Source organism: Bacillus sp. SH7-1 (genome assembly GCF_008042405.1).
GTDB lineage: Bacteria > Bacillota > Bacilli > Bacillales > Bacillaceae_G > Bacillus_A > Bacillus_A thuringiensis_N.
Genome location: NZ_QNUD01000052.1, coordinates 13,487 through 36,446 on the forward strand (window position 1 = coordinate 13,487; position 22,960 = coordinate 36,446).

Sequence of the window (22,960 nt, forward strand, 5' to 3'; positions counted from 1 at the left end):
ACTGAAAAAATAGAACAGGTGCTTAGATTTTACCAGTTTTTTTCGCTGAATGAACATGCATTATTGCATACTAACGAAAATTTTATATCCCTACATTTATTTATGTATTTTTAGCTCATTTCTTTGTTCTTCAACTATGTTCAAAATGAGACAACTATTACTACATAAAAAGCAAAAAGAATTAAGTGAATATAAAGCTATTTACATGATTCAAGATCATCTGTACTTAGTATATGAAGCTATACAAAAAGACACCCAAGATGTATCAAAAATTTCCCTTCGTCTGTTTGACATCTTACAGAAAAACGGACGGAAATCCCATCGATATGAGAAAAAGACAGTCTTTGATATTTTAGGTGTCGTTTATCAGTTTACTGTATCCAATTTAAAGCAGAAACCTGCATAATCTTTAAAAATATACCTTATCCAGGTTTATTTGGTATGCTTATTTTTAAAAACAAATAAATAAAATATCAAGCATGTAGACAACAAGAACGGAAGTTCGTGGAAAATTCAACCATAGCTTGAAGTGTCCCCAAAACGAAAATTCTATTCATTATTGACTACTGATAATGATGACTTATGTTAACCTTTCATGTATACAACCAAGATTACACAACATATCACTTCTCCTAAATGGTATAATAAGGAAAAACAGAGTTCTGAATAATGCCTTTAGGAACCACTATTTATTACATCATTATTGAAACTAACTGTTCACCTGTATCTACGAAAGCACCAGCTATAATAGCTTTATTATGTTTACCAAATTGTTGTTTAACATTATTTAGCTCCTTTTCAAATGTTGCAACATTACTTTCTAATTTGAAATCTGTTAATGGTTCATTTTTAAAATCAGTTACCATAATAATTAACCCCTTTAAAAATATTTTATTAAGCTGCTTTGAGCGCAGTTAATTTAGCTTGTCTACGTAAATAAATATTATTAACAATTAAACTTACAATGGTAATTAATGCACCTAATACTTCTACAGTTGGCATGTTGTAACCATTAATAATTGAAATAATAAATGTAGTAATTGGAACCATATTCATAAACAAGATTCCATTGATTGGTGTAATTATTTTATTACCAAGATTCCAACAGAATACTGCTAATACACCAGCAATAAAGATCATATAAAATAATGCTCCGGATACATCAAATACCATTGTAAGAGTTGGCATTTTTAACCACCCTAAAGTTGTAGCTAAACCTACAATAATTACAATAGAAATAGAACCGAAGAAAGATGTTAATGTTGTATAACGAAGTGGTGACCAACCTGGGAAATAGTTCCCTCCCATTGTATAAATTACCCAGCAAAGAGCACCGATTAGAATTAAAAGCTCCGCAAATAAATTAGCATCTTCAGAAAATAATACACTTAAATCCCCTTTTGTAATGACTAAGACTACTCCTATTAAAGATGCGAACATACAAGTCAATGTTACTCCACTTGGTTTAACACGTTTTACTAACCAGTTAACCATTACGCCTAGAAGTGGTTGTACTGCCATCATAATAGAAGCAACTACAGCACCAGATGGCCCAGCCAATTTTTGACCTAAAAATACTAGAAAATTAAACCCTGCAAACCCCATAGTTCCAAAAAACAATAGTTTTCCGCTTTTTCCCTCCGGACTTATAAATTTTTTTCCTTCGATAGCTAGTAATAAAACTACAAATACAACAGTAGCGGTAACGTAACGAAGAGCTGTAAAGTAAAATGGATCCACTATTTTTAAAGCATCCCCCATAATGGGGAACATTCCTCCCCATGATAGTACCGCTATTAAACACATAATGATTCCTAACATGAATCTATTATTCTTCATTTGTATCATCTCCCATTATTCAATTTTTTTATGCTAATATATTTTGAAGTTGTCTAATCTTTACTTTTCCAGATAAGCTGTATGGTATTTCGGGAATAAAGTGAATATCAACATTTGATTTTGGTCCCATGATGTCTGTAATATCTCATAGAACAGGACCATAGGCATGTAAAACGCCGCTTTGCCAAATCTGCAGGATTTCAAAGTCTTCGTCATGCTTCGCGTACCTTGAAAGGAATCGAAACGATTCATGCTATATATAAACGAAAACGAAGTTTGCAGCCAAACCTAGTTTTTTCAACGTATAATGAATTACAACACATAAGATTCAACTGTATTCACCCTAACTTTCTATCTGTTAAAAAAACTTTGCAACAGAACCGCTTCTTTTAAATGGTGTGATTAGGAAAAATAAGAACGGATATGTACGATTATAAATTCGTGAAAGTCGAAATTATATTATTAATTTCATCAGGATACAGCCTTCGTATTGTCGGCTATGGCCCTCTCGGGAGAAGGTCGAGCTGAACCCATTTATATAAAACAAAAGAGCTGCACACCGAAGTACAGCTCTTTATCTTGTTTACCCTTGTGCTCTGTCTCACGGCAGAAAGAAAAGCGAACTGCGCACAATATTATCCAGCATTTCACGTTCCGCCGTTACTGTGGTCACCGTAATCCCGTGCATAACATTAACCAGGTATTGGGCCAATGCTTTCAAATTCCAGGTTTCCTTCAGCTCACCGGTCTGTACCGCACGTTCCAACAATTGGTAAAAGACTTCCTCATTCTCAGCCATATTGGCTTGGACCCGCTTAAATACCTCCGGATGGGAAGCTGCCAGCTCTAACGAGGCATTCACCATAAAGCAGCTTCTGCAGCGCGTATATTCGATGACCTCATGAAAATAGCGCAGCAGAAGTTCTTTCGCCGACCCTTGTTCATATAAGATAGCTGCCAGCTGCTTTTTGGATTGCTGGTCGTAACGCTCCAGCGCCTGGAGGTACAAGTCCTCTTTACTTCCAAACGTCTCATAAATGCTGCTTCGGCTAAGTCCAATCTGCTCCACCAAATCCTTCATGGAACAACCCTCGTACCCTTTATGCCAAAACACGTCGATAGCCAGATCCAATACTTTTGGAATTTCAAAACTTTTATTTCTGCTCATAACCCACCTCTTCTCAAAACAATCTTACGCGGCAAAACAGGTGCGTGAAACTCCGGTTTCACTTAAGCTTATACAAACTTCAGGATCTCGGCGTTAAACTTGTCCTTCTCTTCAAACACGAGTCCATGGCCGCTTTCTTCAAACACGATGACTTCCGCGTCTGGAAATCCGTTAATCTGAGGCTCAAAAGGCATTGTATCATGTTTGCCTTTGAAAATACGAACCGGCACATGAATTTGGGCCAATTCTTCCCGCGAATCTTCATAAGCAAGGCTCTTGAGCGACATTGCAAGAGCTATGGGATCGGTCTCCAGCGACATGCGGTTGTACCAGTCGACAAAAGCCTGACTCGGCTTTTGATGAAACAAAGAGCTGTTGAAGCCTTCAATCAGCTGTGGACGGTCCTGCTGTGCAGCTTCTACAAGGGACTCCACAACATCAACCGGCAAGCCGTAAGGATAATCCGGTCTTTTCGTGAAGAGAGGCGTAGCGGCGGAGGCAAGAACCAGCTTGGAAACGCCATAACCTTGATGTCTTGCCATATATCTCACCGCAACGGCCCCGCCCATCGAGAAGCCGACCAGTGTCGCATTTTCAATCTCCAGCTGCTCAAACACCCGGCGAATGTCATCCGCAAACTGATTGTACGAATAGCCGTTGAACGGGCGGTCAGATTTCCCGAAACCTCTCAAATCAATACCGATGTAACGAATTCCTTTGAACGGAAGAACGTTTCTTTGGTATTCATACATGGCTTGCCCGACAGGAAGGCCATGTATGAACACAACCGGCTTCCCTTCGCCGACATCTTCCACATACAAGGTTACGTTGCCTCCTACAGGTACATAATGACCGGAAGCTGTTGTTAATCTTTGAGTCATAATAATGATCCTCCTATATTATTCGATTTTTAGATCTTTGATGCATTCGGGAATAATCGTTCCAAAAAAGGGTTTTAAAAACCGTGTCCCTGAGACTCGACGGTTGCTTCCCGGAAAATTACAGCGCAGCCTCCAATATTTTGCGGCTTACATCTAAGGTAACATCCTGCGTTTCAGATAGAGCGGTCATACCGTGGGACTCTAACTGGTTGATGATTTCGTCAATATTTTCAGCACCAAGGCCGTAATCGGAGAGTCGGGTTTTTACCCCTAAGCTTTCAAAGAAATCTTGTGTTTGTCGAATCGCTGCATCGATACGTTCATTCTTGCTGCCTTCGCGAATATTCCAGACACGATCGGCATACTGAAGTAATTTAGCGTATTTTTGTCGACGACGCACCTTCATCACGGCAGGAATAACAACAGCCATCGTCTGTGCGTGATCAATTCCATAAAGCGCCGTGAGCTCATGGCCAATCATATGAGAGGTCCAATCTTGCGGTACTCCAGCACCAGTGGTACCATTCAGCGCCGACGTCGCACTCCATACAAGATTAGTCCTTGCTTCGTAATCTTGCAGATTATCAACAGTTTGAGGACCCACTTCAATCAAGGTTTGGAAAAGACCTTCGGAGATACGGTCTTGCACCCTCGCATCAACCGGGTAAGTCAGATACTGCTCAAATACATGCGAGAAGGCGTCGATAATACCGTTAGCCACTTGATGTTTAGGCAGTGTAAACGTAATTGTCGGATCCAATATGGAGAACTGCGGGAATACCAATTCGCTGAAAAACGGCAGTTTGCTCTTTTGTCCCTTATGGCTGATGACGGAGTAAAAGTTCATTTCGGATCCTGTTGCTGGTATCGTTAACACGACACCAAACGGGACAGCCTTCGTAATTTTCGCTGGCTTTACTTGCCCTCCGCTAAATATGTCGAAGAAGTTATCGGCTTCTAAATGAGCTCCAGCTGCCACAAATTTCGTCCCGTCAATAACAGATCCTCCACCAACCGCAAGCAAGAAGTCAATGTTCTCTTTGCGTACGAGCTCAATTGCTTTTACCAATGTTTCGTAAGCGGGGTTCGGCTCAATTCCGCCAAATTCAAATACATTACGTGTTCCAAGAGCCTCTTTTACTTTATCGAGAGTCCCGAATTTTTTAACGCTTCCCCCGCCATATAGAACTAATACATTGGTATTGGCAGGCACCAGTTTGTCAAGTTCGTGAAGTCGATCTTTACCAAATACAATGCGTGTTGGGTTATAAAAATCAAAATTTAACACAATAAATTCTCCTTTCAAAACCTTGGTAAGTTTCTTCCATATTTCTAAATGAAAAGTAATAAGATACTTTAATCATTGAAAAGTTCCACTGTGGATGTCGGCCGAATTGGGCCATAATGAGCCATTGACATTCGGATTCCCATCATCCCGAAGTATCCGCACCCATTCCATCGATGCTTGAATAATCGATGGAGCCACGCTCACCGCCACCATAGAATGTAAATCGGTCTCCAGCGACATGCAGTTGTTCCATCAAAAGCCTGGCTTGGCTTTTGATGGAACAAAGAGCTGTTGTTAATCTTTGAGTCATAATAATGATCTTTCTATATTTCCGATTTTTAGATTTTTGACACATTCCGGAATAATCGTTCCAAAAAGGGTTTTAAAAATTGAGTCCCTGAGACTCAACGGTTGCTTCCTCAATCTTTTCCAAAGTTGGCATCCGTCTTTCTTTAAATTGAAATTCAGACCAACCTCCAACTACTCTCACCCACTGAGGAGTATGTGTACACCTTGCCTGCTCTCTAAGCATTTCCATATTATAATGAAGACCGCCAGCATCCATCATGTTCCCTGTATGAGCTACTCCTTCTTGTTTCACTTTTTTCTGCTTGCAGGCGCACCATGTACCATAGTATATGCATATTCCACACCTTGACCATAAGCTCCAGTGTGCTCTTTCACAATTTCCATAACAGCATCATAAGTGTCTTTGCGTGCCCAGTCACGTTGGTATTCAAGTAAAACTTGAATTGCTGTCACTGGAATTGCTCCAGCTTGTTCTACACGACGCATAGCAGCGTTATGTGCTGTCAAACTAGTACCACCTGAAGCATCATCAACTGCATAAACTTCATAGCCAGCTTTAATTGCTTCAAGCACAGGGAATGCAAGGCAAACTTCAGTCCAAAGTGCTGCAAATATCAATTTCTTTCTACCTGTTGCTTTAACTGCCTCAACAAATTTTGAATCTTCCCAAGAGTTCATTGAACTACGTTCTATAATTTCATGGTTTGGGAATATGTCAAGAATTTGTGGCCAAAAATAACCAGAAAAGCTGCGTGTTTCAACTGTAGTAAGAATAGTAGGTACGTTAAAAGCTTTTGCTGATTTAGCAAGCAGCATAACGTTATTAATCAATGTTTGTCTGTCAATGCTTGCAACTCCAAAAGTCATTTGAGGCTGAAAATCGATCAAAATTACTACACTGTTCTCCGGTGTTAACAATTCTAAATTACTCATAATAAAACACTCCTTTTTTAATTTTGTTTCAAACTTTGCAACAGAACCTAAAATGCCCCTAATCTATCAGTTAACAATTATTCATTTGTAATCAGTCTTCTAAAAATGATAGCAGTGCTTCATTAAATTCTTTGGCATGTGTTGCATTAATCCCATGTGGACCACCCTTTATTAAAGCTACCTTAGAATTAGGAATTGCTTCATGTGTTAGCTTCCCACTATATTCAAATGGAGTAGTTGCATCTGAATCACCATGAATAACAAGGGTGGGTATATTAAAGTTGGCTAAATCTCCTCTGAAGTCCGTTTTGCTGAAAGCAGCGATACAGTCTAGTGTTCCTTTAGGCGATGCACCCGCTGCAATATCTCTATTGTAAAGCCGGAATGGTTCACTAACTAAGTCAGTTCTATCTCCAGCAGCAAAAAATCCTCTCGTAAACTCATCAAGAAATGCTAGGCGATCATTTTTCACTCCATTTTCAAACCCTTGAATTGCTGCATCATCTAATACTCCCTCAGGATGATCTGCTGACTTGTAAAGAAATGGTGGTACAGCTCCTGCAAATACAGCCTTCTCTATTCTTTTTGTGCCATAGTTTCCGATATAGCGAGCTACTTCTCCACCCCCCATTGAAAATCCGACCAGTGTGACATTTTGGAGATCCATATGCTCTAGTAACAGATGTAAATCAGTAGCAAATGTATCATAATCATAACCATTCCATGGCTGAGAAGAGTTCCCGAACCCTCGACGGTCATAAGTTATGACTCTGTATCCAGCCTCAACGAGAGCAGGAACTTGGTATTCCCAAGATCGGCCACTTAATGGCCAACCGTGAATTAATACTACTGGCTTCCCTGTACCATAATCCTCATAATATAGTTCAATGGGTGTTTGATTTTCGGTTCCTACAGTAACTTTTGCCATTCTTCTACCTCCAAAAAATATTCTGATATATATTTTTTTCTTCAATAATCCGGATGAATCTCGTAACCTATTTATAAATAAAGCCAATGAAGATACCTGTACCTAAAGTTAATAAAACTGAACCAATTGGACATTTTTGAGTTTTCTATATTAGAAACGTTTTGCTACTTCACGTGCATTTACAATTGCTACCTCTTTAATTTCTTGTGCTTTTTCAGGATTTGCATTCATTCCTTCAACTGCAAGATATTCTGTATCAGATACACCCATAAATCCTAATACAGCATTTAAGTGTTGACGACCAAAGTCCATTACTGCATATGCTCCTTCAGAGTAAATGCCACCTGTAGCTTGAATGTGAAGTGCTTTTTTACCTTCTAATAATCCAATTGGACCATTTTCAGTATATTTAAATGTTTTACCTGCGATAGATAGGTTATCTAAGTATGCTTTTACTACTGGTGGATAGCTAAAGTTCCACATTGGTGTTACAAATACATAACGATCTGCGTTCATAAATGCTTCTAAGTTTGTATTCATTGCTACAATTTTTTGCTGTTGGCTTTCGCTTAACGTTTCAAAGCCTTCACCTGCTGCGAATTTCCCCCAAGCTGCAAATACTTCTGTATCAATTTCTGGTACAGTTGTGTTAAATAGATCAATTGTTACAACTTCATCTTGTGGATGTTCATTTTTATATGCTTCGATAAATGCTTCCCCTACTGCCATACCGAAAGATGCTTCTGCTGAATTTGGATTTGCTGTAATAAATAGTACTTTTTTCATTTTTATTCCCTCCCTCATTAAATATCTTTAATTAAAGACTTTACACAAAAAGGTTAATTACTTACCTTATGTAAGTATAATACAAAACCAATCTTTTCCTGTCAATGAAAATAGTTACTTTTTTTTAGTAAGTGAATAAAATCTCCTATCTCGTTTTATTAAATTGGGTATCGCCACATTGTCATCAAGCTAAAAAATTGTATACATAAAATGAAAAAAACGATATTCTTTTTGTAGAAATATACAGAAAGAGTGGCGTTTTTGGTATGAATTTATCGATTTCTGATGAATTACAATTGTTTTCTAAAGAATTACAGAAACATATGTCACCACATGCTCTAGAGAAATTAGCTAGAGAGATAGGGTTTGTTCAACGAAAAAGTAAATATCGTGCACAAGATTTAGTAGCTTTATGTGTTTGGTTAAGCGAAAACATAGCAAATACTTTATTGACACAACTATGTAGTCGATTAGAAGTTAACACAGGTATTTCTATGAGTCCAGAAGGACTCAATCAACGCTTTAATTCCCAAGCTGTACAGTTGTTACAACAAATATTAGCCTCTTTACTTCATCAACAATTTTGTTTATCTAGCCAAATTCCAACATCGTATACAAACTATTTTCGTCGGATTCGTGTATTGGATTCTACACATTTTCAGGTTCCGGATAAATTTCCCTCTACATATCAAGGTTCAGGAGGTAGTGGTCAAAGTGCTGGTGTGAAAATTCAATTAGAGTACGATTTACTAAGTGGTCAGTTTCTACATGTTCATGTAGGATCGGGAAAACACAATGATAAAACTTATGGATCCACTTGCCTAACGTCTCTTCAACCACACGATGTATGTATACGTGATTTAGGATACTTTGACTTAAAAGATCTACATACTATAAGCGAGTGTGATGCTTATTTTATTTCACGATTAAAGCTCAATACTCGTATATATCAAAAGAATAGGGAACCTGAATACTTTCACAATGGAACAATAAAAAAGCATTCTGAGTACATTCAACTAGATATGGAGCAATTTATTGACCAATTACAGTCTGGTGAAACATATGAGATTCCTGAGATTTATATCGGAATGTATCAAAAACTTCCTGCAAGACTTATCTTATATAAATTAACTGAAACACAAATGAAACGTAGGCAAAAAGATTTAGCATCTAAAGAACATAAGAAACAAATCACCTATAAAGAACGCAGTAAGCGACTTAGTGCAATAAACTTTTACATTACGAATATCCCTTCGGAATATCTACCGAAGGAACAAGTATACGATTTTTACTCCTTACGATGGCAAATTGAATTGATATTTAAAACATGGAAATCATTTTTTCGTATTCATCATTGTAATTCTGTAAAATTAGAACGGCTAGAGTGTCATTTATATGGGCAATTAATTAGTATCCTTCTTTGTTCCTCCACTATGTTTCAAATGCGTCACTTACTCCTCGTCAAAAAGAAACGAGAACTAAGTGAATATAAAGCGGTCTATATCATTAAAGATTACTACCTACTTATATATCAATCTCTACAACAAAACACCCAGGAACTCTCAAAGACCTTCCTTCGTTTGTTCAATCTCTTGCATAAAAATGGACGAAAGTCTCATCGATATGAGAAAAAAACAGTCTTTGATATATTGGGTGTCGTGTACAATTATTTCGTTACTCACAATCATGTAGCTTAATTAAAAAAATGAAACCCGTTAGGCTTTATTTGGTATGCAGATTTTTAGAAAGCTGATATCAGCTCTTTAGAAAATAGAAAAAATCTAGTTGACGGACTTTTACTTAATCTTAGCTTGATGGCGATGTGGCTATGCCCTTATTCTCTTATTTTTGTGGCGAAACAGATTCCACTTTTAATTCTTTTATCCCTTCTTTTAATGTGTCAGCATCTGTCCTTAATGTTTTCCAACTGTCTTTAGCCGCATCCAAGTTATTCTTTAAGAATTTAAATCTATTTTGATCAGCTTTTTGAGATGCGGTCTTAATGTGTCCAAGTACTCCCGAATATTGAGAATCTAAGTCATGCCACTGCGTGGACATATAAGTAAGAGCGTTAATAGCATCATCGAGTGCATTATGCATTTCATTAATATTATTATAAGCAACTCCAACTACACGATTTAATGTTACTTTATAATCTACAGTCTGACGTAATTCTGCTAATGAAGGCTCTAACTTACCTAAATTATCTCTTGCTACACCCACTATGATACCGCCGATTATCGGTAGTCCCAAAATGGCACCCTTCATTACATTAAACCCATCAGATTCTAATTGTTTATAATAGTTTACTGATCCTAAAACTTCATCTAGACGCTTTTGATCAGCCTCAACATCTGCACCTTGGTTTTTTAAAATCGACTGCAGGAGATCTTTATTGCTTCCAAATGCTCTAATATCTCGTCCAATAGCTTCTCTTAAATTAGTTAATTCTTGTATTAATTGTTGTGCAGACTTTTGGTTTTGTTGAATTTCAGCTCGTAAATCTGTAATCCCTTCTTTTAAAGTCTCTTCATCCCCTGTATTAATCGCATCTACTATTGTTTCATAATAATTTTCAAATGTTGTATCGTATTCAATAATGCCTGTTAATGTATCTAAAAGCTGTTTTTTTACTTGAGTATCCCATGTAACGGCATGTGCTCTTGCATTTTTTTGATCTTGTACAATTCTACCAGGTAAATCCACATATCCATTAATATTAATTCCTTCAAAATTCACATCTGGATTTTTAATTAACATATAAGAATAGGCATTCATGGATTTTGCAAATAATCCAGCCTTTTGCAGTGTTTTTTTCATCTTCCCTTCATCTGCTGAAAGTGACGTATCTCCATTGTTGGTTTGTTCAATTTCACTTGCAAAAGCTGCTACTGGTGAGACTACTGATGTTGTTGTTATAGTTAAAAGAGTCGATGCAACGATTAGTTTGTACGGGATTTTTTTCATCATTTTATATTCCTCCTATATAGGTCTTAATTTTCAGTTCTATTCTTATTTAAAAGCGATGTCTTTCGAAATGAATTCTGCATCTTTATGAATATCATTCCAAACACCTCTTCACTATAATTTTTTTACAACTTTATTCATATATCTTGAACTTGTCTCTCTCCTTGCGCATTTGAGAGAGGAGAATTCTTTAGGATAGAGTTTTAAACTCAAGAAACTCGCATTATTATTTATTTCCATAGAATGTAAGGACCTTACGCCCCTCATTTAAACACTATATTTTTAATAAGTAAACAATAAAATGCCAACATTTATATTTGATATTTCAGACATTTTATAGTCATATTAAGAAATATATTATATCTTAAAAATCAAATACTTTTAATCACTTCACTAAGTGAAATAGTTCTACGCTGATAATGGAATCTGAAAATATAATAACCTTCATTTGGCTATATGAATCTCTTCAAAAAAATGTTTTTAATATAATTTAATAGTAAATTTATATATAAATCCTTTTTATTTAGATATGCAAAATTACATGTAAATATAGGGTTTTGGTGCAAAGATAAAATGAAAACCAATAAAATGCATATGTTCCTAACAAGGGCACGGCAACGATTACTTTTTTTTGGGGCCACGCATCATTTTAGTTAATAGAATTAGAGTTCCGTTAACTTTTTGAGTAGGGGTGATTTGTAATTATGGGGTATCGCTAGCATTTCGGAAAAACGCTAAGCAAAAAATACAATAAGCTGCCCATATGGACAGCTTATTTACATAATTATCGTTAGCGGAAGTATAGGAGAGTATAAGAAAATCACCTGTTATGGCAGTCAATTTTTAACATAGTAATGGAGTTAATGTAATTATCTTAAAAGTGCATCTTAACAAGGCGCATTAAAATGTATCGTTTTAATTTAACGCTTTTATAATGTCATCTACAAATATTTTATCGATTTCATGTCCTTGGTTCGTTTGTTCTGAATCCATAATTATTCCTTGTGATTTTTCTTTGTCAATCCACAAATAGTATGTTTGAGTTGTTCCACTTACAAAGTGAACATTTACTTTGAAATTTGGCTTGTGTGTACTGGATATATTTGAATGTGTATGCCCGATATGAGTGATAGCGTTCACGAATGCTCCAACATCAAATTGTTTTACGAATATGTAGGTTTTATCCCCCTCAACTTTAATAAACTCAATAGACTTATCTTTTATGGAGTGTACTCCTTCACCGTCCTTCGCTGTATTATGAAGTATAATACCATCTTCTGACTGTTCACAATCTCTTAGCATATATGCTATACCATGTGTTTCTTGAGGAGTAACAAGCTTATTACATATATCCTTTCTATAGTCGTTTTTGTACTTGTAAGTAAAAGTGAATTTTTCATCTTTATAAGTTACAGTTTGTAAAGTTGGTACTTTTGCTTCCTCGTCAGTTAAATAATTTTTAATTTGTATTTCGTCATTTTTCTTATCTTTTACATTTTGAGAAAATGTTTCAAATCGTTCTAGGTTTCTAGATTTTTCTTTAGGTATATGTATAATAATCTCATTTTTGTTCGCTTTAGTGGATGCCTCTTCACCGCCATTACTATATGCAGCTAAAGCAGCGATCGATAAGCATAATGCTCCAACAATTAATGTTTTCTTCAAATTGAGTTCCTCCCTAAAAAATATTATAAATTTAATCATAACAATAAATGACTATTCTTATTAAAAAACTTAGTACCTCAAATAAGCTAAGTTTAGATCATATATCTCTAATCAGGTAATTAATAAACATGCATGTGAAGTTAACATAACGCATCATTATCGGTAGCTAGAAAAAGGCGAATTCCCTTTGAAAGTAGGGATTCGTCTTTTTCTTTTTCTATAATTCTATTCATCTTTTTATACATTCCTATCCTGGCGAGGGTACAGGGCTCTTGTTTATTACTGGATTAGCCGAAAAACTGTATAAAATCCTGCATGTTCTTAGCGTGGGTTTTTCCAAAATGCTGGCGGTATCCTTTGTAGATTCGTAATACAAAAAAGAGAATCTTTATAACAAGACAAGGATTCTGCAACAAGAAAGAACAAACATATAATAATAAAAAGAATTACTTATGTTATAGTTTACATAGTCATTTAAGTCAGTAACAGAGTAACTCCAATTAAAAATCAAAATTTGAAACCAAATATTATTGAAGAGCAATCTGTAGATCACAGGTGTATGTCAAAAAGGAACGCACTTTAAATAAGTGCGTTCCTCTTCTTTTATAGCCTACAATCATTTTTTATATAGCAAGTGTAGAGATTGCTTGTTTGTAGATTAGTTGTTGTTTACCATGAACCATCATTAGGACGGTAAATTTATCTGTTGCAAGGATCTGCCACGTATTGGAACGCCATTTTGTAAAAATACAGTAACAATATGATCTTTTTGTTTTTTCCGGAGATGTGACCACTTTTTATTTGTCTGAAGGAGTTTTCCATTTACTTTTATATGGTTTTTCATCAACACTCATCCCCCTTTACCATCTAAATGCATATATACAATTATCGTATCACATTTAAATTAAAATACGGCTCTAGGTACATATTTCGCAAGAAATTTATCCCGAGTATACAATACATTCTCCATTTAACTGATTAAGTCTACACAAAATTAAATGTAGACTATTATTGCATTTTTTTAGTTTTTTTCATTACGGTACGTGAAATTATTATGTTAACCGTAAAAAAAGCCCCTTGAAAGGAGCACTATTTTACAAGATACTGTTCTATTTCTTTTAGTAATAGTTCTACACCTTCTGGACTTAATGTTATCTTACCATTTGCTAATGCCATGTTACGATTTGACACTTCTCCTGTTAATGCACAAACACCACCAGGCTGATACTTCTGTAAAATAATATTTTCCCCTTCTACAAAAATCTCTAATGGCGATTTTTCTTTAATCCCAAGCGTATTTCTAAGTTCCTTTGGAATTACTATCCGCCCTAATTCATCCACTTTTCTAGTTACTCCGGTTGCTTTCATCCAGCATATTTCCCCATTTCATTATCAATTTGCACCCAATTTATTCTTTACTATTGTAACAGGCTTTCACCATACATGAGAAACATAATGAACCAAAAACAGACCATAATAATAAGAAATTCTTTAACCCCTTTCTGAAAGAAAATACGACCTTCTTCCATTCTACACGCCTCCTTTTCTCTACAACTTTTTATATGTTAAAATATAGAGGAAAGAAATCTGCCAATTTCTTTCCTAGACGTTCACTCATGACTTCTGCTCTTTGTTTGCTTTTTGCAAATGAAGAGCTTTTATTTTGCATACTTATACTTACTTTCTAACATCGCATAGCGCAATAGCTTTAACTTTGTCTCTTTTTTCAATGCTTTCCACTCAGATACACCAATTTTCATTTTTCATTCCTCCAATAATTAAATTTGTTATTTAAATAGACTTATAAGTTCCAGTTATATATTTTTCTAATTTGTTTATCGCTAAATCCTTCATGGACAGCGAAGATTTCTGGAAAATCCGAGAGACACAAATCAATAATTGTATTATCAGTTGTTCTTATATAGTAATATTGAACAGCTCCCTGATAATCTGAATATAAATAGTACTTACGAATCTTATAATTTAATCCATTTTTCTCTAATACCTCATAAAGCTTATTTGTAGTTTCATCCATTACGTCAAAAATGGTTAACTGCTCCATCATTAACAGCTCCTCATTGCGTTAATTTACTAAACTAACTCTAAGAACAAGGTTGTTTCATTATGTTCATTGGTATGCACATGAAACTGTTTTCCCGTAGCTTCTAATGCACTAAAAAGCATTCTTTTATATCCTTGATCCATAAAATCTACACTGATTTGACCATGATTCATAATAAATTGAAGATCAGCCATCATCTTTTTAACTTTCCGTTCCATGTAATAACCTCCTCAACAAAGTTATATAACTTATAATTATTTTTAAAGAGGAGGTTGTAATATGGCGGTTAATAAAGACAAGTACACTCAAATTTTAGTTACTTTTACAAAAGAACAAGTAGAACAAATAGAAAATTATTGGCATGAAAATAAGCTGAAGAACCGAAACGAAGCAATTCGTCAGATCGTAGACAAAGGGTTAAGTCGTAAATAATGGCTACTCTTTTTATTTTTCCTAAAAAATCTAAAAACGCATATAAATTCCCTCTCTCCCTTTACATGCGTTTTTATAACAAATACGACTATTATATTAATAACTCCATTAAAAGCCCATACAACTAAATCTGAAGGGGCGTTTTTTAGTTAAACTGATTTTTTTCATGTATCCTTTAAACAAATGAAAAAAGAGCTGGATTTTCATCACAGCTCATGTATTGATTGGTTCTGTATGTGTACATGTAGGATATTGAGAACAACCAAAAAACTTATTTCCGGTTTTATTTGAATTACGAATCACTAAATCATGTTTACATGTTGGACATTTCCGTGCTGCAGGTGTTACCCCTTGATATACATTTTCAGCCGAATATTCGGGATTGATTTTATTAATCAGTTTTTGAAGTTCTACACGATCTATTAGTTTTACCTTGCAAGCTTCCGCTAATTCTTTCGCCTGCCTTGTATACACACTGTTCGTTACAACCCAGCCCTCTTGTGCCTTGTAATAGGCTTGTGCTGCATATATCTCCTGTACGGCACTGATGCCGACTCTATTTTTCATCCCGTAGCGTTTTGCCTGGATGACAATACGATTTTTCCCCTTTAACACCAGATCCGCTCCGAAATCATTTGACTGTTTTGTAACTGTTGGGGAATAACCCAACTCTCGAAAGAGAGCTTTTAGATATACTTCGAATTGATGTCCGTCCATTTTGTCTATATAACGAATACCGGACTTAGCCATTCGTTTTAATATTCTTCGCTCCTGGAACTTCCGGTACATAAATTTACAAATACGAAAAAGAACATACAGAATAAAACCATACATCAAAATTTGTAATATGTTTGGCATTTCTGGTAGATTAGACACTTCGCTCCACCTCTTTAATTGGTTTCATTTTCTTTGGTTGGCCTGTTTCTTTTGCCTGGTGCTCACTGACTTGTTTCTTTCGAACATCGTTCCAATCTTTTTCATTCGTTGGAATATCCTCTTTAAGATCTACAAAGCATTTCATTGTCTGAATGAAGTCTTTCCCAGCCTTATCATTATCAACTGCCATGATGACCTCTTTAATATCGTGCCCTTCTTTTTTCGCATCCATTAAAGATTGAATCACTGTTTTTGACTTCAATCCATGCATAGAAACCAGACGAGCGTTTTGTATATTATTTTGCTTGATACTCCAATGAGATAACATGTCGATAGGATCTTCATAAAAATAAATCTTATCCGGTTTACCTACATCAACCGTAAAACCGGCATTGATTTTTTCATAATTCGGTACAATTTGCTTAAAGCTTCCTCTTTTATTCTCCATTTTGACCGTACCTTGACGGTTCATACCAATTACTTGCCCTTTGCCTCCTTCTTCTCTCCATTTGAACACCACGTTATTTTTCTTATCCTGGGCGATGAGATCCTTTTTAATCAGCCAATTCACCAAGCGAGGATCTATTTTCCGTTCATGAATTAGATATTCTTTTATCTCTGTTTGCTTATTTACTTCCAGGTGTTTGGGATAACTAAATGGCTGCTGCTCTTTTCTGCGCTCCTCTTCAGCTTTTGAACGATCAAACTCTTTGTAGTCCCCCTTCTGAATGTCCATCACGGCTTGTGGGAATGTCATGTCATAGTACATCATCGCAAAGCTAATCGCTCCATATCCTTTTTCTCCTCGACTATTCCAGGCGTACTGATTCCCTTTAATGATGAGACTGTCATGCTCCGTATGACGATAATAGTTCCCTTCTTTCTTAAACGTTTCTCCTTTTGCTTCCAGATATGAAATCAAGTCAACTTTTCTTGCTTTCATCGCATCCTCCGCACTGACATATGCCATTACGGAATCCCCCCTTTACTCTATAAAATGAAATAAAAAAGAGGACTATTCCGTTTCCTAGTCCTCTTTTGCTACTTATAGTTGTTACATTTCATTTTTATTTGCCGAATAAGAATTTTAATCGCTTCTCCTGTACGCTGTATGATAAACGAGCGTCAAATTTCTTCCCGTTTTTGTTTGAGATAAACCCTTTGATCTGATCCGTTACATTCTTTTCTAATAACTTTTTCACATGGTTACTACTTAAATTTTTACCAGAGAATGTACCAAAAATAATGAAGTCACAGCCTTTTTTGTATTTCTCACATAAGTAGTTACTTTTCCCTACAAGAACCTTACTCTTACACAATGGACATTTACCAATGGTACGATCTTCAGTCGTTGGAAAACGGAATTTCAAACTTCTGTCCGCTTCCATATAGATAGCTGCTGTAAATTCTCCCTTTTCTCCTTGAAAGCCGTTGATAAAATCCGTTGTTTTATACTGAATTAACTTTTTCACCTGATCACCAGGGATTGCTTTCCCTTTCATCTTGGCTGGTAACATAAAATCACATCCGTTTTTATGCTCCGTGCAACCATAAAATGTTTTACGATGAAGCATATCCCCTTTTTTACATTTTGGACATTTACCAAATGACAGCTCCTCTTGTGTTGGGAACTGAAATTTAACTTTCCCTTCATGTAACACGAGATAAGCGGAAAACTCCTTCTCATTGGACTTAAATCCTTTTAAAAGATCTGTTTTCTTATCTTCAAACAGCTTTTTCGCTTGCGCTTCCGGAATCGCTTTTTCTTTAATTTTTTTCGGTAAGGAGATTTCACATTCCGGATAATTACTGCACCCGTAAAAGTTGCCTTTATGAAGGATTTTCCCTTTTCTACAAGGGCATTTGCACACCTCAATCTGCTGATTCCAGGTATTAATAATGCTATCCGACACCTTATCATCCATTGCGCCTAATTGTTCCACCGTATCTTTTACAAACGTATTTGTTTTTTCTACGAATTCTTCATAATTCATTTCATCCTTTTCAATCATGTAAATCATCCCTTCCATCTCAGCCGTATAAGCTGGATTTTTAATTGTATCTACCGGAAAAGCATCTATAAAAGCACGACCAATAGGTGTCGTTCGAATTTGATTATTGGTGACATCAATATAGCTACGATCTAACAGCTTCGGAATAAATGTTTCTTCCGTTGCCACTGTCCCAATCCGTTTCCCTTTCATGAGTTCCTTCAAATGTTCATCACCTAATTTACGTCCTGCCGTTTCCATAAAGGTTAAAATGGAACTTTCCGTATGAAAGGCTGGTTTCTTTGTTCGAGACTCAATCAAGTCATACTGAACGATTCTGAAAGAATCTCCTTCTTGTAAAATAGGTATCTGGAATGCTTCAACTGACCCCTCTTCTATATCCTCTTGAAACACACTTAGAAACCCTTTCTCTTGTAGGATTTTTTCTTTTGTACTGTATGTGTTGCCCTCTTGATCTATAAAATGTACTTCTCTTACCAGGTAGATTGCTGGTTTCATAAAGTTCCCGATAAATCGTTTTACAATTAAGTCATATAACTGTTTTTCTAATGGATCTCGATTGGTCCCGACATATAATTTTGTTGTTGGGATGATGGCAAAGTGACTACTGACTAATTCATCATTAAATGTAGTGTGTTTTTTTGTAATAGAAGATAGGATTACTTGTTGTACGAGATTTGCATAGGAACTCTTTTCTAATGCTGCCATTACTTCTTTCACTCGTTCCACTTGTTCTGTAGGTAAGTGCCTGGATGAAGAACGAGGATATGTGATAAAGCCTTCTTCATACAAACTCTGAATATGCTTTTTTGCTGTTTCCGCATTTATCTTCAGTTTGGCGTGAGCATCTTTGTAGATATCCGTTAAGTTATATAATAATTTTGGTTTCTTTTTTCTCGTACTCTCTTTAAATTCCGTTACAATTACATTCGTTTCTTTCAAGCTATCTCCAAGCTTTTGTAGTGGCGATGGATCTATCAGTTGATCTTCTGTTTTCATTACTGGTGATAAACCATTTTCCGTTAGTAGCTTTAAATTATAATAGGTTTGTTCTTTATAATTTTGGATAGCGATTTCCCTCTGACGGATTTCATTCAAGATACACATTTGAACACGACCAGAAGCCAATAAAAATTGATTTTTTGCTAGTTTGGATGTACATCCTCTTGTAACATTAATCCCTAGAATATAATCCAGGTATTGCCTTGCTTTAGCGGATTGCGCAAGCCCGTCATAGTCTGTTCCTGGTTCTAATCGGTTTAAGGCTCCTTCTAATTCTGCGGCCTCATAGGAAGAGATAAAAAGACGGGATTCTCGTTTGTCCACACCTGCATGTTCAACTATCTCACGATAGATAAGCTCACCTTCCCTATCCGCATCACAGGAGTTGACCACATGATCTACATCCGGACGATTTAAAAGCTTCACTAATATTTGAATTTGTTCAAGACTATCCGATTTCGCTTTATATTCCGGCTCTAAAATAATTGGCAAATGATCAAATTTGAATTCTTTGTATCGTTCATCCATTTCTTCCGGATGTTTTAGCTCTAATAAATGCCCACGGCACCAACTAATAATGTATTTTTCATTTTCATAGTAGCCATAATACGGCTTGCTCCCTGGATACCTTTGTGAGTTTCTAAATTTAGGTGATTTTAATAATTCAACAGCTACCTTTGGCTTTTCAGCAATAAATAACGTTTTTCCCATACGTAGTCCCTCCTATTAATCTGCAATTTCAGTTTTACGCTTCCATTTTTTATTTCTTCGCTTTTTCATCATTCTGTGAACGAATAATAACAATGTGTTCAAAAAGACTGCTACAAGGAACATACAGCTCGCAAACAGCCATACATTCATGACATTCTCTCCTTTCGTTTTACAAATGAGAAAGAGGGCTTTTCCTTTTACCCTCTTTCATTTCTAGATATAAAAAAATCACTTTCTGTTTTCTCAATTGAGTAACAAAAAATGATTTAATCTGGCGTTCCTGCTATACAATTTTTTATCGTTCTATTTCCATTGTTTCTCTTTTTCTACTTGATTTCTTTGTAATCCTTGACTGGTCTACATTACCTGGATCAATAGGCTCTCGCTCCTTTTCTTTTTCCTTGTTGTTCGTTTGTTTTCCGTTTAATGGTTGAAAACTTTTATCTACATCCATTTCATTTAAAGTTGTAGACTGATTCACCGTTATTCCTTCTTTCCCAAGTTTCTCATCCACCCGATTTTCTAATTTCATTACGTGTTCTTGGCTTACCAACTCATTATCAATCGAAACATACTTTGTTGTATAATATCGCTCTTCAGCTTTTACACGAGTGACAATACTATCAATATTATCTGGTGTTTCTTCATATTGTGAACGTCTGTACGCTTCGAATTTTCGGCTTAAATCTTTATCTAATGTAGTTGGCCCCTTTTCTTTTAAAGGCTGAATTTGTTTATCTAGAGAAGCAATAGGTGCATATCCATCTGCCTTCATTTCTTTATATAATTCCACTTCTTTTTCATTAAATGAGTAATCTTTTTGTCCCTCCGCTTTATCAACTAAGAGTCCATATCGTTCATCTTTTACGATTTCATCTAGACTCATATTTGCATCTTTTTCATAAACAACAAATGACAAATTCCCTCTTCCATCAAAGATAGAACTCTGAACCTTTTCATATAGATCTGGTTTCAAAATGTTATCTAAATAGACATTTTCTCGTTTCCCGTTCTTTTCCATTAGGGAAACGTATAAATCGTCCCGATCTGTTTTATCTTGATTCCATACAGACAAATAATTGATATCTTTCGTAACTGCATCCATCATGTGGATTCTTGCCAGTTCTTCATCTTGTATACCGTTTGCTAATACTTCAATTGTAACTAAGTGATTGGGTGTCTCTTTCAGTTTTTCTAATGTATTTTCTTGTGCTTTTTCCATCGGTATTTCTTTGTTATTTCTATAATTCATCACTTCATCTCGTAACGCTTGTTTTACTTCATCCGATAAATACCTTTTCTCGTTTAATACTTGTTCATACGGTGTCTTGTAGTCCCCATCCCCCATATCCAAACGATCCATACTCACAAGCTCCATTCTCCCAAAATCTCTATCTACTTCTTTTGGAATGGCAATATGATAACGAGTTTTATCATATGGTACGTATTCATCCCTTTCTCTTGCTTCCTCTTTTGCTTTTTCAATATTTTTAATGACTTCTACCATTTTTTCATTGGCCTCTCCAAATGGAATCAACTGACTACCCTTAAAATTTTCGTTTTCGCTCCACTGAACTAACATAGTTGGACGATTTATTTCATTTTGATTTAGTGCTGCATACTTTTCTTGATTCGCTTCGTTAAATGCATCAATAAATTCTTTATCACTCAATTTTTCTGCGCCTTCTACCGGCTCAAACGCTCTGTTTATATCCGTTTGTTCCCTTAACTCTGTAACGGAAACAAGTTCTTGTGTCGTGTTACTTAAACTCATAAATTCAACCAACAAAATATTTTTTTCGTCCTGTTTTTCATTTTGATTTGCCATATTTTCCACCTCTTTTTCATTTATTTGTTCTTTTTCCTTTTCTAGTGTGTTTTCAATTGTTTCAATAAACTCAATTGAAGTTTCATGTACTTCTTTCAACAACTTGGTTTTATCTTTCATTTCTTTTCCTTGTGTCCAGCTCGCTAAATATCCTAACGAATATTCGCTTGTATCAATTCCAAAATAAGAAGAAACGGCGTAAGCGGTCATCTCTGCTTGAAACTCTTTTTCTGGTGCTGTGTAATTCATAAGTGTCTCTGCGGTATGAAGTTTGGCATGCGCCAATTCGTGAAGAAGTGTTTTTACATTTTGTAATTCACTGTTTCTAGGGTTCAAGGCAACCTCTTTTGTTAGGGGATAGCTCACACCTTTTGCGACACCCAGTTCTGATTTTGGTGCAATGATTTTCACACCGTTTTTTTCCGCAATGGCTTCCATTCCTTTATACAAACTCTGGTAATCTGTAACGCTCCCTTCTAGCCAACGATTCGGAAAAATACGAGGTAGATCTTCCGCTTTTGCGTTTGTTTGCGACACATCGAACACATGGCCCACAGCAAAATATAAGCGACCAGGTATTACTTCTACGCTTTTAGATTCAATTTGTTTTTTCTCTTGCTCACTTGCTTTAGTTACTGTTTTCCAAGTGCCTTCTTTGTCTTTGAATTTTGCTACAGTTCGGTTTGGAACAAGAATTTTAATTCCTTTCTCACCCTTCTTAACCGGAAATCCTTTTTCTTTCCAAAAAGAAAAGGAACCAACTGCATTGGCTCCCTGGAATTGACTCTGTATTAATGAAATATTAGATGGTGAATAGTGATAAAACTTTGCCATAAACGTTAAGTACTCTTTTAAATCTCCCGGTGTACGAAAATAACCTTCTACGCTTTTTTCCATCTTTTTTGTTAAAGCTTGCACCGCTTCTTTCTTTTCTTCTGGTGATTTCGTTTGATACTTTCTCTTATAATTTTTACTCATGATCTTCTCCTACTCTTTCACTCGCTTTTTGCAATTCCTCCATTTCTTCTTCATTCCATCTCTCAGCTGTATCAAAGAAAAGTTCGTGAGTTTTTACATTAACCGGAACTAACATATTTTCTTGATTCATAACAAGGACTGCCAGTTCTCTCACTTGTTCTCTTGTAATTTTGATTGTTAGTTCTTCATCTTTTACAAGTAAAACAAGTTCATCTTCTCCAATTTCTTTAATGACTCCTAATGCCATATCTTCATGAAATAATAACATCCTAATAACCTCCTGTTTTTTTATAAA

General features: G+C 35.7%; 21 protein-coding genes and 4 pseudogenes. 4 read left to right on the plus strand and 21 right to left on the minus strand.

The window, feature by feature from the left end:
- Nucleotides 1-91: 91 nt before the first annotated feature.
- A pseudogene (locus DN390_RS28440) lies at nucleotides 92-406 on the plus strand (IS4 family transposase); the annotation flags it as partial.
- Nucleotides 407-692: 286 nt separating this feature from the next.
- Here DN390_RS28440 and DN390_RS30915 read toward each other — a convergent pair.
- Both DN390_RS30915 and DN390_RS28445 read right to left on the minus strand, forming a co-directional pair.
- On the minus strand, nucleotides 693-866 hold the full coding sequence (locus DN390_RS30915) for a hypothetical protein (RefSeq protein ID WP_179955795.1): 174 nt from the start codon (nucleotides 864-866) through the stop codon (nucleotides 693-695).
- Nucleotides 867-894: 28 nt separating this feature from the next.
- Nucleotides 895-1,839 (minus strand): DMT family transporter, encoded by a 945-nt coding sequence (locus DN390_RS28445; protein ID WP_147809121.1) that lies wholly within the window; start codon nucleotides 1,837-1,839, stop codon nucleotides 895-897.
- Nucleotides 1,840-1,983: 144 nt separating this feature from the next.
- Between DN390_RS28445 and DN390_RS28450 the strand changes: the two are divergent.
- Nucleotides 1,984-2,232 (plus strand): annotated as a pseudogene (locus tag DN390_RS28450) (DDE-type integrase/transposase/recombinase); the annotation flags it as partial.
- A gap of 208 nt (nucleotides 2,233-2,440) precedes the next feature.
- On the opposite strand, the gene DN390_RS28455 reads toward DN390_RS28450, so the two are convergent.
- From DN390_RS28455 to DN390_RS28485, 7 genes and pseudogenes are all read right to left on the minus strand, one after another.
- On the minus strand, nucleotides 2,441-3,007 hold the full coding sequence (locus tag DN390_RS28455) for a TetR/AcrR family transcriptional regulator (protein WP_147809122.1): 567 nt from the start codon (nucleotides 3,005-3,007) through the stop codon (nucleotides 2,441-2,443).
- A 68-nt stretch (nucleotides 3,008-3,075) separates the two neighbouring features.
- Nucleotides 3,076-3,888, minus strand: a complete 813-nt coding sequence (locus DN390_RS28460; protein WP_147809123.1) for an alpha/beta fold hydrolase — start codon at nucleotides 3,886-3,888, stop codon at nucleotides 3,076-3,078.
- Between the two features lie 118 nt (nucleotides 3,889-4,006).
- Complete coding sequence (locus DN390_RS28465) at nucleotides 4,007-5,176, minus strand: iron-containing alcohol dehydrogenase (RefSeq protein ID WP_147809124.1); 1,170 nt, start codon at nucleotides 5,174-5,176, stop codon at nucleotides 4,007-4,009.
- 400 nt (nucleotides 5,177-5,576) lie between these two features.
- Nucleotides 5,577-5,744 (minus strand): annotated as a pseudogene (locus DN390_RS28470) (amidohydrolase); the annotation flags it as partial.
- A 29-nt stretch (nucleotides 5,745-5,773) separates the two neighbouring features.
- On the minus strand, nucleotides 5,774-6,418 hold the full coding sequence (locus DN390_RS28475) for a hydrolase (RefSeq protein ID WP_147809126.1): 645 nt from the start codon (nucleotides 6,416-6,418) through the stop codon (nucleotides 5,774-5,776).
- A gap of 91 nt (nucleotides 6,419-6,509) precedes the next feature.
- Nucleotides 6,510-7,346, minus strand: a complete 837-nt coding sequence (locus DN390_RS28480; RefSeq protein ID WP_147809127.1) for an alpha/beta fold hydrolase — start codon at nucleotides 7,344-7,346, stop codon at nucleotides 6,510-6,512.
- A gap of 150 nt (nucleotides 7,347-7,496) precedes the next feature.
- The gene (locus tag DN390_RS28485) at nucleotides 7,497-8,132 is read right to left on the minus strand and encodes an FMN-dependent NADH-azoreductase (RefSeq protein WP_147809128.1); all 636 of its coding nucleotides are present in this window, start codon (nucleotides 8,130-8,132) and stop codon (nucleotides 7,497-7,499) included.
- A gap of 266 nt (nucleotides 8,133-8,398) precedes the next feature.
- On the opposite strand from DN390_RS28485, the gene DN390_RS28490 reads away from it, so the two are divergent.
- Entirely contained in the window at nucleotides 8,399-9,829 is a 1,431-nt protein-coding gene (locus DN390_RS28490) for an IS4 family transposase (RefSeq protein ID WP_147809129.1), read from the plus strand.
- A gap of 145 nt (nucleotides 9,830-9,974) precedes the next feature.
- On the opposite strand, the gene hblA is transcribed toward DN390_RS28490, so the two are convergent.
- The 6 genes and pseudogenes from hblA to DN390_RS28525 form a co-directional block, all read right to left on the minus strand.
- Nucleotides 9,975-11,102 (minus strand): hemolysin BL binding component B, encoded by a 1,128-nt coding sequence (hblA, locus tag DN390_RS28495; protein WP_147809130.1) that lies wholly within the window; start codon nucleotides 11,100-11,102, stop codon nucleotides 9,975-9,977.
- Between the two features lie 912 nt (nucleotides 11,103-12,014).
- Nucleotides 12,015-12,764, minus strand: a complete 750-nt coding sequence (locus tag DN390_RS28500; protein ID WP_147809131.1) for a YhfM domain-containing protein — start codon at nucleotides 12,762-12,764, stop codon at nucleotides 12,015-12,017.
- A gap of 623 nt (nucleotides 12,765-13,387) precedes the next feature.
- Nucleotides 13,388-13,524: pseudogene (locus tag DN390_RS31435) on the minus strand (RNA chaperone Hfq).
- A gap of 329 nt (nucleotides 13,525-13,853) precedes the next feature.
- Nucleotides 13,854-14,132: an AbrB/MazE/SpoVT family DNA-binding domain-containing protein gene (locus tag DN390_RS28515; RefSeq protein WP_147809132.1), complete on the minus strand. Its 279-nt coding sequence runs from the start codon at nucleotides 14,130-14,132 to the stop codon at nucleotides 13,854-13,856.
- Between the two features lie 433 nt (nucleotides 14,133-14,565).
- Nucleotides 14,566-14,829 (minus strand): hypothetical protein, encoded by a 264-nt coding sequence (locus DN390_RS28520; RefSeq protein ID WP_147809133.1) that lies wholly within the window; start codon nucleotides 14,827-14,829, stop codon nucleotides 14,566-14,568.
- A gap of 26 nt (nucleotides 14,830-14,855) precedes the next feature.
- On the minus strand, nucleotides 14,856-15,044 hold the full coding sequence (locus DN390_RS28525; protein ID WP_147809134.1) for a hypothetical protein: 189 nt from the start codon (nucleotides 15,042-15,044) through the stop codon (nucleotides 14,856-14,858).
- Nucleotides 15,045-15,105: 61 nt separating this feature from the next.
- Between DN390_RS28525 and DN390_RS30920 the strand changes: the two genes are divergently transcribed.
- Nucleotides 15,106-15,258: a ribbon-helix-helix domain-containing protein gene (locus tag DN390_RS30920; protein ID WP_000290205.1), complete on the plus strand. Its 153-nt coding sequence runs from the start codon at nucleotides 15,106-15,108 to the stop codon at nucleotides 15,256-15,258.
- A gap of 213 nt (nucleotides 15,259-15,471) precedes the next feature.
- On the opposite strand, the gene DN390_RS28530 is transcribed toward DN390_RS30920, so the two are convergent.
- The 6 genes from DN390_RS28530 to DN390_RS28550 form a co-directional block, all read right to left on the minus strand.
- Nucleotides 15,472-16,134, minus strand: a complete 663-nt coding sequence (locus DN390_RS28530; protein ID WP_147809135.1) for a restriction endonuclease — start codon at nucleotides 16,132-16,134, stop codon at nucleotides 15,472-15,474.
- Nucleotides 16,127-17,104, minus strand: a complete 978-nt coding sequence (locus tag DN390_RS28535; RefSeq protein ID WP_147809136.1) for a DUF3991 and TOPRIM domain-containing protein — start codon at nucleotides 17,102-17,104, stop codon at nucleotides 16,127-16,129. Before DN390_RS28535 ends, DN390_RS28530 begins: the two co-directional genes overlap by 8 nt.
- Nucleotides 17,105-17,201: 97 nt before the next feature.
- Nucleotides 17,202-19,859 carry a type IA DNA topoisomerase gene (locus DN390_RS28540; RefSeq protein ID WP_147809137.1) on the minus strand — a complete coding sequence of 886 codons (2,658 nt, stop codon included), beginning with the start codon at nucleotides 19,857-19,859 and terminating at the stop codon, nucleotides 17,202-17,204.
- A 15-nt stretch (nucleotides 19,860-19,874) separates the two neighbouring features.
- A complete protein-coding gene (locus DN390_RS31440) occupies nucleotides 19,875-20,009 on the minus strand; it encodes a hypothetical protein (protein WP_255255171.1) in 135 nt (44 codons plus the stop codon).
- 145 nt (nucleotides 20,010-20,154) lie between these two features.
- Nucleotides 20,155-22,665, minus strand: coding sequence for an LPD25 domain-containing protein (locus DN390_RS28545; protein WP_147809138.1), 2,511 nt, complete (start codon nucleotides 22,663-22,665; stop codon nucleotides 20,155-20,157).
- Nucleotides 22,658-22,933, minus strand: coding sequence for a hypothetical protein (locus DN390_RS28550; RefSeq protein ID WP_147809139.1), 276 nt, complete (start codon nucleotides 22,931-22,933; stop codon nucleotides 22,658-22,660). The genes DN390_RS28545 and DN390_RS28550 overlap by 8 nt, the downstream gene beginning before the upstream one ends.
- Nucleotides 22,934-22,960 lie beyond the last annotated feature (27 nt).